The organism is Erythrobacter sp. W36 (assembly GCF_057364935.1).
Window position 1 is genome coordinate 2,208,717 of sequence record NZ_CP200281.1, and the last position, 14,788, is coordinate 2,223,504.

Below are 14,788 nucleotides of genomic sequence, written 5' to 3' on the forward strand. Positions count from 1 at the left end.
CATAGCAAAAGGGCCGCCTCCGGCTAGCGGAAACGGCCCATTGATGTTTTTTGCAATCGTATTCGCCGTTTTCAGGGGAAAGCGAGTGGCAGCTCTGTAGTTTTTGACGCCGATCACAGGAACGTGAAACGAGCGTTCAAACCAACCAGCAAAGCCGCAACAATCAAACAAATGGCCAGTGCAAACCGGATGGTGCGCAGCGGAAATCGTTGCAATTGCGCAAGGCCAAGTGTCCAGCCAAGACCAATCGCCGCAATCCCGCCAATCGCCCCGCCGATAAAGGCCGTGGTCGGATAGACCGCCTCCGCCGCGAGCGCGAAGATCGCAAAGCGCGCCGCATCCCCGATTTGGCGCGCCAATATCACAGCGCCAATCGCAATGTAGGAGCGGGTCGGCTCCTTCATCGTTTTGACTTTGACCCGCCAGCACAGCTCGAACGCCGCGATGGCAAGCGCGAAAGCAACCAGCATATCGGCGGCGCGTGGGGGCAGGATTGCGGCCATGGTCGACCCGGCATAGGCCATCACGCCCGCGCTCATCACGGCGCAGGCGGCGCCCGCGATCAGCAAGCCGACATTGCGCTTCTGCACTTCAGAAAACTGCGCAATGATCAGCTGATCACGCCCGCCCAGCGCAATCGCGAACACCAGCAGCATGGCAAAGAGAAACGAGTCCATCGCCCCGTCCTAGCTTCGCTCATACCGTTTCGCCAGCGCCTCCTGCGGCTGAGGCTTGCAGGGGCGCGTCGCTCGCTTACAAGTCTAAGCAAATACGAAACATGGGAGAGCATATGAAACTGACACAAGGCATGGCCGCGGTTGTGACCGGCGGCGCATCGGGTTTGGGCCGAGCAAGCGCTGCGGCTTTGGCACAGACCGGGCTGAAGGTAGCAATTTTCGACATCAATGACGAAGACGGTGAGGCGCACGCAAAGGCGATTGGCGGCACCTTCCACCATGTCGACATCATGGATGAAGCCTCGGTCGAGGCAGGCTTTGCCGCTGCGCGCGCAGCCAATGGCCAAGAGCGCGTCACCGTGCATTGCGCGATGGCATCGCGGCGCGGCAAGACCATCGGCTGGGACAAGGAAAAGGGCGGATATAAGCGCCTCTCCACCGAGGATTATGAGTTCGGCGCGCAGGGCATTCTGGTCGCGAGCTACCGGGTGGCGAGCATCTCTGCGCTGGGCATGGCGAACGCCGAACCCGTGAACGACGATGGAGAACGCGGCTCCATCACCCTCACCGCCAGCGTCGCGGCGCAAGACGGCCAGATCGGTCAAACGATCTATGGCTCGTGCAAATCCGGCGTGAACGGCATGGTCCTGCCCATGGCGCGCGATCTGATGGATCTGGGCATCCGGGTGAACTCGGTCATGCCGGGCATTTTCGCGACGCCTCTGATGCTGGGCATGAAGGATCGCAATCCGCAAATGTGGGATCAGCTCAACGCCAGCGTCCCCTTCCCCAAGCGCCTGGGCGAGCCAGAGGAGTTTGCGTCGCTGATCGTCGAGATCGCTCGCAACACTTATATCAATGGCCACCAATTCCGCTTGGACGGCGCAATCCGTATGCCGCCGAAATAGGTCTAACCCAGCAGAGACCGGCCGACTGAGCTTGCGAGCGGGCAGAACCTGCGCCAAGGACGAACCCGAAACCGCATTCAGGAAACGACCCAATGACCGACCATATCCGCATTGAAACCGCCGACCGTTTGACGACGGTGTCCTTCAACCGCCCGGAAAAGAAGAACGCGATCACGCAGGATATGTATCAGGCGATGGCCGATGCGGTGAACGATTACGCCAGCGACGACGGCGTGCGCGCTTTGATGTTTACCGGGATTGGCGATTGCTTCACCTCAGGCAATGACTTGCAAGATTTCGCCGCGGGGCCGCGCGGCGATGGCATGCCGCCGGTTGTGCAGTTCCTCCATGCGATCAAGGATTGTCCAAAGCCGCTGATTGCCGCAGTCAACGGCCCCGCGATTGGCGTTGGCCTGACGCTGACGCTGCATTGCGATCTGGTCTATTGCGCGACCTCTGCGACGTTTGCCGCTCCATTTGTAAAGCTGGGCCTGGTGCCAGAGGCGGCGTCTTCGATGCTGCTGCCAGCGATCATCGGCATGGCGGCGGCGAACGATGTGTTCATGACCGGGCGCACGCTGACGTCTGAAGAGTCGCTGCGAATGGGGCTGGTCTCACGCGTGTTTGAGGATGATATGTTTGCAGCGGAAACCCAGGCGCTGGCGCAATTAATTGCCAATGCTGCGCCGAATGCGATGCGGCATTCGAAGGCGCTGGTGCGCACTCAGAACGAGGCGATCACCGAATGTATGAATGTCGAGGGTGAGATTTTCGCGGCGCAATTGAAATCGAGTGAATTCGGCGAGAGCGTGGCCGCTATGATGGCGAAGCGTCCAGCGGTTTACCCGTAAACTCCGCTTCTTTACCGCCCAGCCTCCAATATTGAGACCGGGCGCTTGCTTGAGGCCTTATCGGGCCGGGATCATGCGAACAGGCGTCTTAAGCAAACAGGCCGGGGCTGGCTGGAACAATCGCGCCTGCGAACAGAACGGCTGAAATGGCGACGGAGAGGACGGCTGCGAGGATCGTGGTGCTGTTGGCGTCGGCATACATGATTAAATTCCTTTGGATGAGTTGGCGCTGTTAAGCGAAGAGAGCCGGGCTAGCTGGGATGATCGCGGTGGCGAACAGAGCGGCAGAAATGGTCAGCGAGAATACGGCTGCGAGGACGGCGTTGTTGGTTTCGGTAGCGAACATTTTGTAATCTCCTATGGGTCTGTTTCGTATCTGGCGGGGCGATCCCGCTGGATGAAAACAACTTTGCAGGAGCCGTGCCAAACTTGAAAAACGGCAGAGTTCTGGGGGTTTCAGACTTGAAGATGAACCGCAGATAAATACGATTTGCGCATCATTGGGAAATGACACCAACTCTTGGGATCGCTATTTATGCTGCCATCATCGCGCCAGCCAACGCTCGCCTAAAGAGTGCAGCGAACGGGCGAATTCAGCGAGTGACGGGGATGGAGCGGGTGAAGGGAATCGAACCCTCGTCGTCAGCTTGGGAAGCTGCTGCTCTACCATTGAGCTACACCCGCATTAAGCGCTGCGCGGTAAACACCAGGATCACTGGGCCGTCAACATGTACCCGCGCTGTGACCGCTAGCCCCTTGCGGCCTGCTTTCGGTTCACTTGCAGCGTGAAGTAGATGATCAGGCCCACACCGATCACGCTAGGGCTTAGCCCAGATCGCGGGGTTAAACACTTGCTCTGGCACCAAACGGATTAGACCAACCGAGAGAAAAGCGGTGTAGGCGGAAATTCCCATGCCGATCAGGGCGCGAAAATGCTCGCCAACGTAATCACCGCGCGCGGCCTCTTTGCGCCAGACAAATCGCTCTTGCATCACCATGGCAATCAGCCCCACAGCCGCGACCAGCACCATCAGCGGATGGCCGACGCGAAAGCCGAAATACCCGCACCACAGGGCCGAGACAACCACTGCCGCCATCACCACTTGATAACGCAGGCCCCTAAGCGGCGTGCGGTCGCGATTGTGCTTCACAGTTGCCAGTCCATAATCCGCAAAGCCGATCGTCAGACACCCGAGGTAGAGCATCATCCAGCCAAACAGGCCTGCGAACAGCTCCCGGTCGGTAATCGTCGGTATGCGTTCTTCCGAGCCATAGAGCGACAGCAGCGCCATCGCGATTGCCAGTGCGCCCGCACCGATAAAGCCATAGCAAGCGATGCGGCCCCATTTGCGATGCGGGCGGGCACCCTTGCGCGCGGCAATCGGCACCCAAAAGGCCACCAGGCCAATCGTACCGGCGATGACGTGCACCACCACAAGGGCTTCGAACAGATGCATTGCGCAATCTGCGTGCACAAAATTTCACAAAGGTACAACCGCAAGACAGATCGTGTCGCAATTTGGGGGCGAGAATTCTCAGCAGTTTTTGTGAGGCTTGCTAAGCTTGCGCGGCGCGCGGCGAGCTGCAATTGATCGGTCAATAGAGGAGCATCCAACCCCATGCGTCAGATTGATCACTTCATGGTTGGCGGACCAAACACCGCTGCCGCTCGTAAGCACCAAGTGTGGAACCCATCAACCGGCGAGATTCAGGCCGAGGTTGCGCTGGGCGATGCCGCGCTGCTCGAAAAAGCCGTGGCGACCGCGAAGGAAGTTCAGCCCGCCTGGGCGGCGACCAATCCGCAAAAACGCGCCCGAGTGATGTTCAAGTTCAAAGAGCTGATCGAGGCGAACATGCAGGAGCTGGCAGAGCTATTGTCCTCCGAGCATGGCAAGGTGATCGACGATGCCAAGGGCGATGTTCAGCGCGGGCTGGAAGTGATCGAGTTTGCCTGCGGCATTCCGCAGGTCCTGAAGGGCGAATACACCCAGGGCGCAGGGCCAGGCATTGATGTCTATTCCATGCGCCAGCCGCTGGGCATTGGCGCAGGGATCACCCCGTTCAACTTCCCAGCGATGATCCCGATGTGGATGTTCGGCATAGCGATTGCGGTTGGCAATGCATTTATCCTGAAGCCGTCGGAGCGCGATCCATCTGTGCCGGTTCGCCTGGCCGAATTGTTCGTTGAGGCAGGCGCGCCAGAGGGCCTGCTGCAGGTTGTGCATGGCGACAAGGAAATGGTCGATGCGATCCTCGATCATGAAGATATCAGCGCGGTCAGCTTTGTCGGTTCATCCGACATCGCGCATTACGTCTACAAGCGCGGCGTGGCCGCCGGTAAGCGCGTGCAGGCCATGGGCGGCGCGAAGAACCACGGCATTGTGATGCCGGATGCGGATCTTGATCAGGTCGTGAATGACCTTTCGGGCGCAGCCTTTGGCTCAGCGGGCGAGCGCTGCATGGCATTGCCAGTGGTTGTGCCAGTGGGCGAAGACACTGCCGAGCGCCTCAAAGAGAAGCTGATCCCGGCGATCCATGCGCTCAACATTGGCGTCTCGAACGATCCTGATGCACATTACGGCCCAGTCGTGACGCCAGAGCATAAGGCGCGGGTCGAGGGCTGGATCGATACAGCAGAGCGCGAAGGCGGCGAAATCGTGGTCGATGGGCGCGGCTTCACTCTGCAAGGCCATGAAAAAGGCTTCTTCATCGGCCCGACTCTGATCGACCGAGTCACACCACAAATGGAAAGCTACCAAGAGGAAATCTTCGGCCCCGTGCTGCAGATTGTGCGCGCCAATGATTTTGAAGAGGCCGTGCGCCTGCCGAGCGACCACCAATATGGCAATGGCGTCGCAATCTTCACCCGCAATGGCCACGCCGCACGCGAATTCGCTAGCCGCGTCAATGTCGGCATGGTCGGCATCAACGTGCCGATCCCTGTTCCGGTCAGCTATCACAGCTTTGGCGGCTGGAAGCGCTCCGGCTTTGGCGACACCGATCAATATGGCATGGAGGGCCTCAAGTTCTGGACGAAGGTCAAGAAAGTCACCCAGCGCTGGCCTGACGGCTCGCCGGATGGTGCGAACGCCTTTGTCATTCCAACCATGGGGTAAAACCGATGCGACTGCTGATTGGATCCACTGCTCTTGTTCTGGCGGCCTGCTCGCCGGCATGGACCAGAGCGCGGAGGGAAGCATGGCGGCGGACGGCGAAGCGCCCGCTGCGCCTATTGCCGCATCACCTGAGCCAGCAGCGGCCCCGCAAGCACCCACGGCTCCAGCCGTCGCGGCAATCCCAGAGCGGTTTCGCGGCGTATGGGACTATATCGAGGGCAGCTGCGCGCCCGAATCCGACCTTCGCCTCGAAGTCACCGCTGGCGATCTGATGTTCTACGAAAGCGTCGGCGAGGTTGAGAGCGTTGAGGTGGAGAATGACAACCAAGTAGTGGTTGAGCTGTCCATGTCTGGCGAAGGCGAGAGCTGGACAGAGCGAACGCGGCTGACGCTAACCGATGGCGGCGATATTCTAACGCCAGTTGACGCTGACGGTGAGCAAGCGGGCACGCCGATGCCGCGCAAGCGCTGCGAATGACGGGGAGCTTGGCCCAGATCGTGAAGTCGGGCCTTCTGGCTCTCTTGGGCCTATTGCTCGTCAGTTGTGCGAGTCCGAATTCGGCGCAGGAAGCGCCCGAAGTGCAAGCGATGAGCGACAAACGGATCGCGCTGACATTCGATGACACACCGCGTCATCCCGGCGCCTTTTTCGATCACGACGAGCGCACGGAGCGGTTGGTCAAACAATTGCGCGATGCCGGCGTTGCTCAGGCAGCATTCTTCCTAAACCCAGCCAAGATCGCTGAGCGCCCTGGCGCGGAAAAGCGCATCGCCGCCTACGTTGCCGCTGGGCACGTGATCGCCAACCATACGGCGGACCACCCGCGCCTCTCACAAACGGAAACCTCCGAGTACATCGCGGAGATCGACCGCGCGGGCGCATGGCTTAAAGACCGTCCCGGATACCGCGCTTGGTTCCGCTATCCCTATCTCGACGAGGGCCGCGATGATGTCGCCAAGCGCGACGCCGTGCGTGCGGCGCTGAAAACGCGCGGGCTGCTCAATGCCAGCCCGACTGTGGACGCCTCAGACTGGTTCACTGACAACGAATTGAACCGCGCCAAGCGCAGCGGCAAACCCTTCGATTTGGCGGCGGCGGGCCGCATATTCGTTGAGAGCCATGTCGAGGCCGCTGAGTTCTATGAGCGCCTTGCCCGCGAGACCTACGGCCGCCCGATTGCTCACAACATGCTGCTGCATGAGACCGACCTATCAGCGATGTTCATTGGCGATTTGGTCGCGGCGTTAGAGGCGAAGGGCTGGACGATTATCACCGCCGATGAAGCCTTCGCTGATCCTGCGTTCCTCACCGCACCTGATGTCCCATCGGCGCAAGGCACGCTGGTGGAGCTCGCCGCATGGCATAAGGGGATCGAATCGCAGCGCTGGTATCCCGGCAATGACACGGCCAAGCTTGGCGAGAGGTTCAATCGCGAAGCTCTGGGCAAAGACGAATTGCAACAGGAGCCCGCACAGTGAAGCGCGCCGCGACCTATATCCTGTTCGCTTTGATCGGGATCGCCATTGGCGGATACACCGCGCTTGCAATGTCAGGCCTGCTGCCCGGTGATCGCCGCACACAGGGGTCGGTGGTGCTTGGCAATTGGTACGGCGATCTGGCGATGGGCTCGGAAGACGCCAGCCCCTATTTCCGCACTAGGATTGCCCGACACGGTCTGCTGGCCCTCGCCAATACAGAGGCGATTTATTTCACCAGCATCGTCGACGACGATGGCCGCCCGTTCAGCGAGGCGTGCAATTACCGATTGAGCGGCGGGGCGATGCCAGCCCGCTGGTGGTCGGTGACGCTCTACAATTCCGAAAATTTCCTGCCCGATAATGCAGACGGCGCGTTGAGTTTCGATGCCAGCCGCGCGGAGGCCCAAAATGGCGCGGACGGCCAGTGGTCCGCGACCATTTCCGCTGAGCGGCCTGACGACGCAAGCGCCTGGCTCTCCAGCAAAGCGGGCGGAAATTTCGATCTCACCTTCAGATTGTACGTGCCCGATGAGGGAGTGCTTGGCGATCCAACCAGCATGATCAAAGCGCCATCGGTCGAGCGGCTTGATTGCGGGGGAGAGGCGGCATGAAGCGCTTTTTGGGCCCTGCTCTCGTCGCTGCCGTGCTCGGAATCGCAGTGCATGCCGCGATCATCTATCTCGCGCCGCAATTCATCATGGACCGCGCCTACACCATGCTTGGCGAGCGGGGCACGCCGGTGCACGGGTTCCAGCTATCGCCGCAAATGCGCCCCGATACGCAGAGCGTGGTTCGTCCCTCGCCCGACCTCGCCTATTCCGGATGCCGGTTCGATCTGAGCCAAGCGCCAGATGGTCTGCTGGTGCGGATGGCCGCCTTTGATGGCTATTCCAGCTTGTCTTTCTTCGACGCCCAGACCAACAATTTCCTGACCCTCCGCGGGAATGGAGAGGCGCAGGAGGTCACACTGACCAACGAAAACAGCCCATCGAATAAGGGTATCATTCTGATCCGCCGCCTGGCCCCGACCGAGGAAGATTACATGAAGGTGGCAGAGATCGCGAAGAGCGACATTTGCGAGGTCCAATGACACGCCAGCGCACATCATCTGGTTCGCCCTTTGAAGCACAATTCGGCTTTTGCCGCGCCGTTCGCGAAGGCAATCGCATCATCGTCGCGGGCACCGGCCCGATCGAGGACGATGGCGAGACGACACCGGGCGGAGCCGCCGAGCAGGCCGAGCGGTGTCTCACTCTGATCGTCAAGGCGATTGAAGATTTGGGCGGAAGCGCGAACGATGTCGTGCGCACCCGGATGCTGCTGACCGATCCCGCCGATCAAAGCGCGGTTGGCGAAGTGCACGCGCGCTTTTTCGGCGCGAACCCACCCGCTGCAACCATGGCCGGTATCGCCTGGCTGTGCCGGGAAGATTGGAAGGTCGAAATCGAGGCCGAAGCGGTCGTCGACTAAGCAGCCTCAGCCTTCTGACGCTGAGACAAAACCAATTCCGTCGCCGCGATCAGCTCTGCCACATCGGTCATTTGATCCAATTGCTCCGGGCCAAGCAGCAGCTCCGGCTGTCCGTCACCCTCGCGGATAAGAATCGCAGGCAGGGCAAAATCGTGCCCTGGATAGTCGGCGGCGAAATCATCGCGGTGATGAAACACCTTCTCCATATCCAGACTATCCAGGAATTGCCGCCAAACCTTGCGCATCGACACCGCGCCATATGTCACCGCGCATAGGGAGCATGGGTAGGTCGCGGGAAAGACGGATTTGTGCACCGCATGGACCAGCGCATTCAGGATGCCGCCATCGGCATTGTACACGATCAACAGCTTGGGCTTTGTCTGGGTCATACCGATAGTTACGCGCGGGCGAGCAAATAGTTACAAAAAATTGCATGCCTCCGCAAAAATTCGCAGCCGATCACGCCTTTTCTCGCGCCCACAAGCGGGGTAGGAGATGACCCATGACTGGACAATTTCAACTCACCGAAGATCAGCTCGCCATCCAAGAAATGGCGCAGCGTTTCACCGCCGATAACATCACGCCATTTGCCGGCGAATGGGACGAGAAACATCACTTCCCTAAAGACGTGATCAAGAGCACGGCAGAGCTGGGCTTTGGCGCGATCTATGTCTCTGAGGAAAGCGGCGGCATCGGGCTTGGTCGACTTGAGGCGGCGCTGATCATGGAGGCGATGTCTTACGGCTGCCCCACCACCAGCGCGTTTATCTCGATCCACAATATGGCCGCCTGGATGATTGACCAGTTCGGCGGGGCGGAGATCAAGGAGCGCTATCTCCCTGACCTCGTCACGATGGACAAGATTGCCAGCTATTGCCTGACAGAGCCGGGCAGCGGGTCGGACGCGGCGGGCCTCAAAACCAATGCTGTGCTGGACGGCGACCACTACGTCCTCAACGGCACGAAGCAGTTCATTTCTGGCGGCGGTGTCAACGATATCTATGTCACCATGGTGCGCACGGGAGAGCACAAGACCAAAGGCATCACCTGCCTGGTCATCGACAAGGACACGCCGGGCGTTTCGTTCGGCGCGCCTGAGAAGAAGCTCGGCTGGAACGCTTCCCCTACCGCGCAAGTCGTCTTCGAAGACGCGCGCGTGCCCGTAGCCAACCGGGTCGGCGACGAAGGCGAAGGCTTCCGCTTTGCGATGATGGGGCTCGATGGCGGACGCCTGAATATCGGTGCCTGTTCGCTTGGCGGGGCGCAGCGCTGTCTCGACGAGGCGATTGCCTACACCAAGGATCGCAAGCAATTCGATACACCGATTGCTGACTTTCAAAATACGCAGTTCATGCTGGCCGACATGGCCACCGATCTGGAGGCGGCGCGCGCGCTGCTCTATCTCGCAGCAGCCAAGGTCACCGACAATGCGCCGGACAAGTCACGCTTTTCAGCGATGGCCAAACGGCTGGCGACCGACAACGGCAGCAAGGTCGTGAACGATGCGCTGCAATTGTTCGGCGGCTACGGCTATCTCAAGGATTACCCGATTGAGCGGTTCTGGCGCGATCTGCGCGTGCATTCGATCCTCGAAGGCACCAATCAAGTGATGCGCATGATCGTGGGCCGCGATCTGCTGCGCCAATAAATCCAATTTCGCGTTTAGAAAGTTGCTAATGACTCAAGACGTCCTCACCCGCAAAACCGGCGCTGTCGGCCATATTTCGCTGAACCGGCCCAAGGCGCTGCACGCGCTGACGCTGGAGATGTGCCACGCGATCAGCGCCGCTCTCACCGAGTGGGCCAATGATAACGCGGTTGAGGCCATCATCCTCGACCACGTTGAGGGCACGCGCGGGTTTTGCGCGGGCGGTGATATTGCCTTCCTGCGGGATTCTGCGCTGAATGATGGCGGCGCGTCAGGCCGCAAGTTCTTTCACGACGAATACCAGCTCAACCATCAGATGTTCACCTATGCAAAGCCGATTGTGGCCTTCATGGACGGGATCACAATGGGCGGCGGGGTCGGTATTTCTCAGCCTGCGAAATTCCGCGTGGCGACGGAGAACACCCGCTTTGCCATGCCGGAAACGGGAATCGGATTGTTCCCTGATGTTGGCGGCGGATGGTATCTCTCGCGGCTCGGCGGTCGGATCGGCCAGTTCCTCGCGCTTACCGGCGCGCGGCTCGACGGGGCAGAATGCGTGTGGACCGGGCTAGCAACTCACTACGTGCCGAGCGACATGCTCGAAGACCTGAAGGCGCGCATCATTGAGCGGCCCGGACGGATCGCGGGCATTCTGTCCGAACCCGTGGGCACGCCGCCGGATGCGCGGATTGAGAAGAACGCCCTGCGCATTGCCAAGCATTTCGCCAGCGACAGCTATGAAGAGATCCTCGCCAGCCTGGAGGCTGCGATCGAGACTGATGAGAATGGCGGCGCGGATTGGGCCGCGAAAGAGCGCGATACTCTCGGCACCAAGAGCCCGCAGACCTGCAAAGTGGCGCTGCGGCAATTGGCGGACAGCGCAGGCCTGGCCGATTTTGCCGACAATATGCGGATGGAATATCGCATCGCATCGCGCGTGCTGACCCGGCCCGACTTTGCCGAGGGCGTTCGCGCGGTCATCACCGACAAAACCAATGATCCCAAATGGGATCCGGCAACGCCAGAGGGCGTGTCAGACGAATTGATCGAGAGCATCTTTGCTCCGCTGCTGAAGCTGATGAGGAGTGGCAGCCGCTTCAATAAGTACGCGTCATCCTGAACTTGTTTCAGGATAACAAGCATGGGGAATAGCTGACAGGGTTATGCTGAAACGAGTTCAGCATGACGAGATAGGATAGATTGATTGTGACTTACGAGACCTTAACCGTCGAAACCAACGCGCAGGGTAACAAAGGCGTCACTTTGATGACGCTCAACCGCCCGAAGGCACTGAACGCGCTCAACTCCAGAGTGCTGGACGAGCTGATCCATGCTTTCGCCGCCTATCAGGCCGATGACAGTCAGCTGTGCGCAGTTCTGACCGGTTCTGGCGAGAAAGCCTTTGCCGCTGGTGCGGACATCAAAGAAATGTCGGACAAGGCGGCGGCTGATTTCTATCTCGACGACTTCTTTTCGCCTTGGACATCTGAGATCGTGAAGAAGACCCGCAAGCCGTGGATCGCGGCGGTTAACGGTTTCGCGCTGGGCGGCGGGTGCGAGCTGGCGATGATGGCAGACTTCATCATTGCGTCCGACAATGCAAAATTTGGCCAACCTGAAATTAAGCTCGGCGTGGCCCCCGGCATGGGCGGATCGCAGCGCCTCACCCGCGCCATCGGCAAGTCAAAGAGCATGGAAATGTGCCTGACCGGCCGAATGATGAGCGCGGAAGAGGCGGAGCGTGCAAACCTGATCGTGCGGGTCGTGCCGCAAGCGGACCTATTGGCCGACGCGCTGAAATCCGCGAGCACCATCGCAAGCATGCCGCCAATGGCCGCGATCGCGAATAAGGAAATGGTGAACAGCGCGTTTGAAATGACGCTGGATCAGGGCTTGATTGTGGAACGCCGGATCTTCCAGATCCTCACCGCGAGCGAGGACAAGGCCGAGGGCATGGCGGCGTTTATCGAGAAGCGTGAGGGTACTTGGAAGGGGCGGTAAGCCTCACATATTGTCATTGCGAGGAACGCAGTGACGAAGCAATCCATGGAGGGACGGGTCCGCCATTGTCCGGTTCATGGATCGCCGCGCGGCTACGCCGCTCGCGATGACGAACGGAGTATTGTAAGATGAAAATCGCATTTATCGGCCTTGGCAATATGGGCGGCGGGATGGCCGCGAACCTGGTGAAGGCGGGCCATGATGTGCGGGCTTTTGACCTCAGCGAAGCCGCTTTGGCCGCTGCAAAGGACGCGGGCTGCGCGACCTTTACTAGCGCATCTGAAGCCTGCACCGGCGCCGAGGCGGTTGTTTCCATGCTGCCCAATGGCGCCATCGTGAAATCGGTTTTCACCGCAGATGTCATCGGCACAGCGCCCGCTGGCGCCGTCTTCCTCGATTGTTCGACTATCGATGTTGCCACCGCTCGCGAAGTGATCGGACTCGCCACGGAGGCCGGTTATGACATGGTCGATGCGCCAGTATCCGGCGGGATTGCTGCGGCGAATGGCGGTACGCTGACCTTCATGGTCGGCGGCACGAAGGCCGCGTTTGACCGCGCCGAACCGGTCCTTTCTGCGATGGGTAAAGCGGTGATCCACGCAGGCGATGCCGGCAATGGCCAAGCGGCGAAGATCTGCAACAACATGCTGCTCGCGGTGCATATGGCGGGCACATGCGAAGCCTTTGCGATGGCTGAAAAGCTTGGGTTAGACCCGCAAACTTTCTACGATATCTCCTCGGTTTCATCGGGCCAAAACTGGTCGATGACCAGCTATTGCCCGGTTCCCGGCGTCGGCCCGCAAAGCCCGTCTGACAATGATTATGAAGGCGGCTTTGCCACGGCATTGATGTTGAAGGATTTGCGCCTTGCAATGGATGCGGCGGACACTTCGGATAGCGCCGTTCCTATGGGCTCGCGCGCGGCCGCGCTTTATGAGGACTTCGACGGCGCGGGCAACGGCGGTAGGGACTTCTCCGCCATCATCAAGACCTATTTATCTCAGCGATAATCCGCTCCAGCCATTCGCGCGGGGCATGCCTGCGGCCGATATCGGCGACGAATTCTTGGCCGCGCGCAACGCTTTGCAATTGGCCACGCTTGGCCCAGCGTTCTGGCCGATCATGATAGGATAGCCCGCCGCGCCTTAGCCAATCCGGCCTGCGCCAAACGCTCGGCGAAGCGCCGGGGAGCGTCAGCCGCAGCGCCTCGCTCGCATGGTTTGCGGTGCGCCCTTCCCCGCGCCAGATCACATCGTTGGAACCATGCAGCGCGAGCGCATGGGGATGCCCCTCTTGCGCCAGCTCGCTTGGGACACTTTCGGTCAGCGCCACCATCTCCTCAGCGCGCAAATATCCGAAAATCCGGTGGTGTGGATCGCCGCGCGTGCCGTCTCCGTGCTCCTCACGAAACAGCCCGAAGAACACGAATACATCGCCCAGGCCAACGCCCTGCCGCTCCAGATGGGTTTGCGCCGCGCCGCATTGGCCGAACCAGCATGTGCCATCCTCCCGAAACATTGGGTCGTGATGGCACAGATCGTCTGCGCCCAGCTTCCCCTTGCTCGCCGCAAATACCAGATCCCCCAACCCCAAATCGCCATAGCGCGTTTGGCTGGCCGCGCCCGCTGGGATCGGGAGGCTGATCGGGCGGCCGTCCATTATCGGAGACGCTCCGCCGCCTGCCGCGCTGTCAAACCCTTTGCGAGAGAAGATAATTCGCATGCGCTGATCCATGGCGCGCAAACGGGTGTTGCACAACACTCATCGCACACCACTTTGCGCGTACCCACGATTAGCGCTAAAGGCGCGGGCATGGACGGATCAATCAAAGCAACAGCTCTCATCATGGCTAGGCAAACGCTCCGGCGTTCTCGACCCCTTGGCTCAGCGCGCTGGTGTCGCGCAGAAATGCGTTGTCCCGGTCAATGGCACCCCGATGGTCGCGCGCGTGGTCGAACAGGTCGCCGCGTGTGACCGGGTCGGAAAAATTCGCATCGTCGCGCATGAGCCGGACGAAATCGCCGCTCAGCCCGTGGTGGCAAAACTGCTCGAAGAAGGACGCCTGAGCTTTGCAGAAGGCAAGTTCAACATCGTCGACAGCGTATTTTCAGGCGCAGAGGGCGTGGAGTTTCCCATGCTCATCACCACCGCTGACAATTGCCTAGTCACGCCCGAAGGTTATGGCGAATTCATCGACAAGGCCTTGGCCGAAAACGCTGGCGCCGCCGCTGGGCTAGCGCGCAAGGAAGACGTGCAGGCCGCCGATCCGGAAGGCCAATCGAAGTTCTACCAATTCCTGGACGGCGGCTATTCCAATTGCAATATGTATTGGATGGGCAGCGCTGAGGCACTGAAAGCCGCAGAGATCATGCGCGAGGGCGGGCAATTTGTGAAATTCCCGCGCCGCATCATCAAGGCGTTCGGGTTTATGAACCTGATCCGGTTCCGCATGGGCTGGGGCTCGAAAGAGAAATTGTTCGCGCAAATCTCTCGCCGGTTTGGGCTAAAAATGGTGCCGATCGTGCTGTCGAAGGGGCAATATGCCATCGACGTCGATAATGAGCGGACCTTTGAAGTGACCGAGCGGCTGTTGGCCAAGACCGAAGGCAAACGCGGCTAAGCATACGGACACGCCGCC

The 14,788-nt window shown here is 60.0% G+C and carries 17 protein-coding genes, 1 tRNA gene and 1 pseudogene; 13 read left to right on the top strand and 6 right to left on the bottom strand.

Translation table 11 applies throughout. The features are described from left to right. Nucleotides 1–113: 113 nt before the first annotated feature. Nucleotides 114–677, bottom strand: a complete 564-nt coding sequence (locus tag AC0V6U_RS10685) for a TMEM165/GDT1 family protein (RefSeq protein WP_472643156.1) — start codon at nucleotides 675–677, stop codon at nucleotides 114–116. Between the two features lie 113 nt (nucleotides 678–790). On the opposite strand from AC0V6U_RS10685, the gene AC0V6U_RS10690 reads away from it, so the two are divergent. Beyond that, nucleotides 791–1,585: an SDR family oxidoreductase gene (locus AC0V6U_RS10690; RefSeq protein WP_472643157.1), complete on the top strand. Its 795-nt coding sequence runs from the start codon at nucleotides 791–793 to the stop codon at nucleotides 1,583–1,585. 92 nt (nucleotides 1,586–1,677) lie between these two features. Continuing rightward, the gene (locus tag AC0V6U_RS10695; protein ID WP_472643158.1) at nucleotides 1,678–2,436 is read left to right on the top strand and encodes an enoyl-CoA hydratase; all 759 of its coding nucleotides are present in this window, start codon (nucleotides 1,678–1,680) and stop codon (nucleotides 2,434–2,436) included. A gap of 88 nt (nucleotides 2,437–2,524) precedes the next feature. On the opposite strand, the gene AC0V6U_RS10700 is transcribed toward AC0V6U_RS10695, so the two are convergent. The 3 genes from AC0V6U_RS10700 to AC0V6U_RS10710 all read right to left on the bottom strand — a co-directional run bounded on the left by AC0V6U_RS10700 (nucleotide 2,525) and on the right by AC0V6U_RS10710 (nucleotide 3,893). Further along, nucleotides 2,525–2,638 carry an enoyl-CoA hydratase gene (locus tag AC0V6U_RS10700; RefSeq protein WP_472640666.1) on the bottom strand — a complete coding sequence of 38 codons (114 nt, stop codon included), beginning with the start codon at nucleotides 2,636–2,638 and terminating at the stop codon, nucleotides 2,525–2,527. 408 nt (nucleotides 2,639–3,046) lie between these two features. After that, a tRNA-Gly gene (locus AC0V6U_RS10705) sits at nucleotides 3,047–3,120 on the bottom strand. Between the two features lie 134 nt (nucleotides 3,121–3,254). Beyond that, nucleotides 3,255–3,893, bottom strand: a complete 639-nt coding sequence (locus AC0V6U_RS10710) for a hypothetical protein (protein ID WP_472643160.1) — start codon at nucleotides 3,891–3,893, stop codon at nucleotides 3,255–3,257. Between the two features lie 162 nt (nucleotides 3,894–4,055). Between AC0V6U_RS10710 and AC0V6U_RS10715 the strand changes: the two genes are divergently transcribed. The 6 genes from AC0V6U_RS10715 (at nucleotide 4,056) to AC0V6U_RS10740 (ending at nucleotide 8,501) form a co-directional block, all read left to right on the top strand. After that, nucleotides 4,056–5,552 carry a CoA-acylating methylmalonate-semialdehyde dehydrogenase gene (locus AC0V6U_RS10715; protein ID WP_472643161.1) on the top strand — a complete coding sequence of 499 codons (1,497 nt, stop codon included), beginning with the start codon at nucleotides 4,056–4,058 and terminating at the stop codon, nucleotides 5,550–5,552. After that, entirely contained in the window at nucleotides 5,530–6,030 is a 501-nt protein-coding gene (locus AC0V6U_RS10720) for a hypothetical protein (RefSeq protein WP_472643162.1), read from the top strand. The genes AC0V6U_RS10715 and AC0V6U_RS10720 overlap by 23 nt, the downstream gene beginning before the upstream one ends. 110 nt (nucleotides 6,031–6,140) lie before the next feature. After that, a complete protein-coding gene (locus AC0V6U_RS10725; RefSeq protein ID WP_486169462.1) occupies nucleotides 6,141–7,031 on the top strand; it encodes a polysaccharide deacetylase family protein in 891 nt (296 codons plus the stop codon). Continuing rightward, nucleotides 7,028–7,642 carry a DUF1214 domain-containing protein gene (locus AC0V6U_RS10730; protein WP_472643164.1) on the top strand — a complete coding sequence of 205 codons (615 nt, stop codon included), beginning with the start codon at nucleotides 7,028–7,030 and terminating at the stop codon, nucleotides 7,640–7,642. Before AC0V6U_RS10725 ends, AC0V6U_RS10730 begins: the two co-directional genes overlap by 4 nt. After that, nucleotides 7,639–8,121, top strand: coding sequence for a DUF1254 domain-containing protein (locus tag AC0V6U_RS10735; RefSeq protein WP_472643165.1), 483 nt, complete (start codon nucleotides 7,639–7,641; stop codon nucleotides 8,119–8,121). Before AC0V6U_RS10730 ends, AC0V6U_RS10735 begins: the two co-directional genes overlap by 4 nt. Then, the gene (locus AC0V6U_RS10740; protein WP_472643166.1) at nucleotides 8,118–8,501 is read left to right on the top strand and encodes a RidA family protein; all 384 of its coding nucleotides are present in this window, start codon (nucleotides 8,118–8,120) and stop codon (nucleotides 8,499–8,501) included. Before AC0V6U_RS10735 ends, AC0V6U_RS10740 begins: the two co-directional genes overlap by 4 nt. Here AC0V6U_RS10740 and AC0V6U_RS10745 read toward each other — a convergent pair. After that, nucleotides 8,498–8,890 (bottom strand): hypothetical protein, encoded by a 393-nt coding sequence (locus AC0V6U_RS10745; RefSeq protein WP_472643167.1) that lies wholly within the window; start codon nucleotides 8,888–8,890, stop codon nucleotides 8,498–8,500. The two genes, AC0V6U_RS10740 and AC0V6U_RS10745, sit on opposite strands and share 4 nt — an antisense overlap. A 113-nt stretch (nucleotides 8,891–9,003) precedes the next feature. Here AC0V6U_RS10745 and AC0V6U_RS10750 point away from each other — a divergent pair, with 113 nt between their 5' ends. The 4 genes and pseudogenes from AC0V6U_RS10750 to mmsB all read left to right on the top strand — a co-directional run bounded on the left by AC0V6U_RS10750 (nucleotide 9,004) and on the right by mmsB (nucleotide 13,160). Next, the gene (locus AC0V6U_RS10750) at nucleotides 9,004–10,149 is read left to right on the top strand and encodes an acyl-CoA dehydrogenase family protein (RefSeq protein ID WP_472643168.1); all 1,146 of its coding nucleotides are present in this window, start codon (nucleotides 9,004–9,006) and stop codon (nucleotides 10,147–10,149) included. Between the two features lie 28 nt (nucleotides 10,150–10,177). Continuing rightward, nucleotides 10,178–11,253 (top strand): annotated as a pseudogene (locus AC0V6U_RS10755) (enoyl-CoA hydratase/isomerase family protein). 102 nt (nucleotides 11,254–11,355) lie between these two features. Next, nucleotides 11,356–12,150: an enoyl-CoA hydratase-related protein gene (locus AC0V6U_RS10760; RefSeq protein WP_472643169.1), complete on the top strand. Its 795-nt coding sequence runs from the start codon at nucleotides 11,356–11,358 to the stop codon at nucleotides 12,148–12,150. Between the two features lie 128 nt (nucleotides 12,151–12,278). Then, on the top strand, nucleotides 12,279–13,160 hold the full coding sequence (mmsB, locus tag AC0V6U_RS10765; protein ID WP_472643170.1) for a 3-hydroxyisobutyrate dehydrogenase: 882 nt from the start codon (nucleotides 12,279–12,281) through the stop codon (nucleotides 13,158–13,160). Here mmsB and AC0V6U_RS10770 read toward each other — a convergent pair. Next, a complete protein-coding gene (locus AC0V6U_RS10770) occupies nucleotides 13,135–13,872 on the bottom strand; it encodes an Nmad3 family putative nucleotide modification protein (RefSeq protein ID WP_472643171.1) in 738 nt (245 codons plus the stop codon). The genes mmsB and AC0V6U_RS10770 overlap by 26 nt on opposite strands. 157 nt (nucleotides 13,873–14,029) lie before the next feature. Between AC0V6U_RS10770 and AC0V6U_RS10775 the strand changes: the two genes are divergently transcribed. Continuing rightward, the gene (locus tag AC0V6U_RS10775; RefSeq protein ID WP_472643172.1) at nucleotides 14,030–14,770 is read left to right on the top strand and encodes an NTP transferase domain-containing protein; all 741 of its coding nucleotides are present in this window, start codon (nucleotides 14,030–14,032) and stop codon (nucleotides 14,768–14,770) included. Nucleotides 14,771–14,788 lie beyond the last annotated feature (18 nt).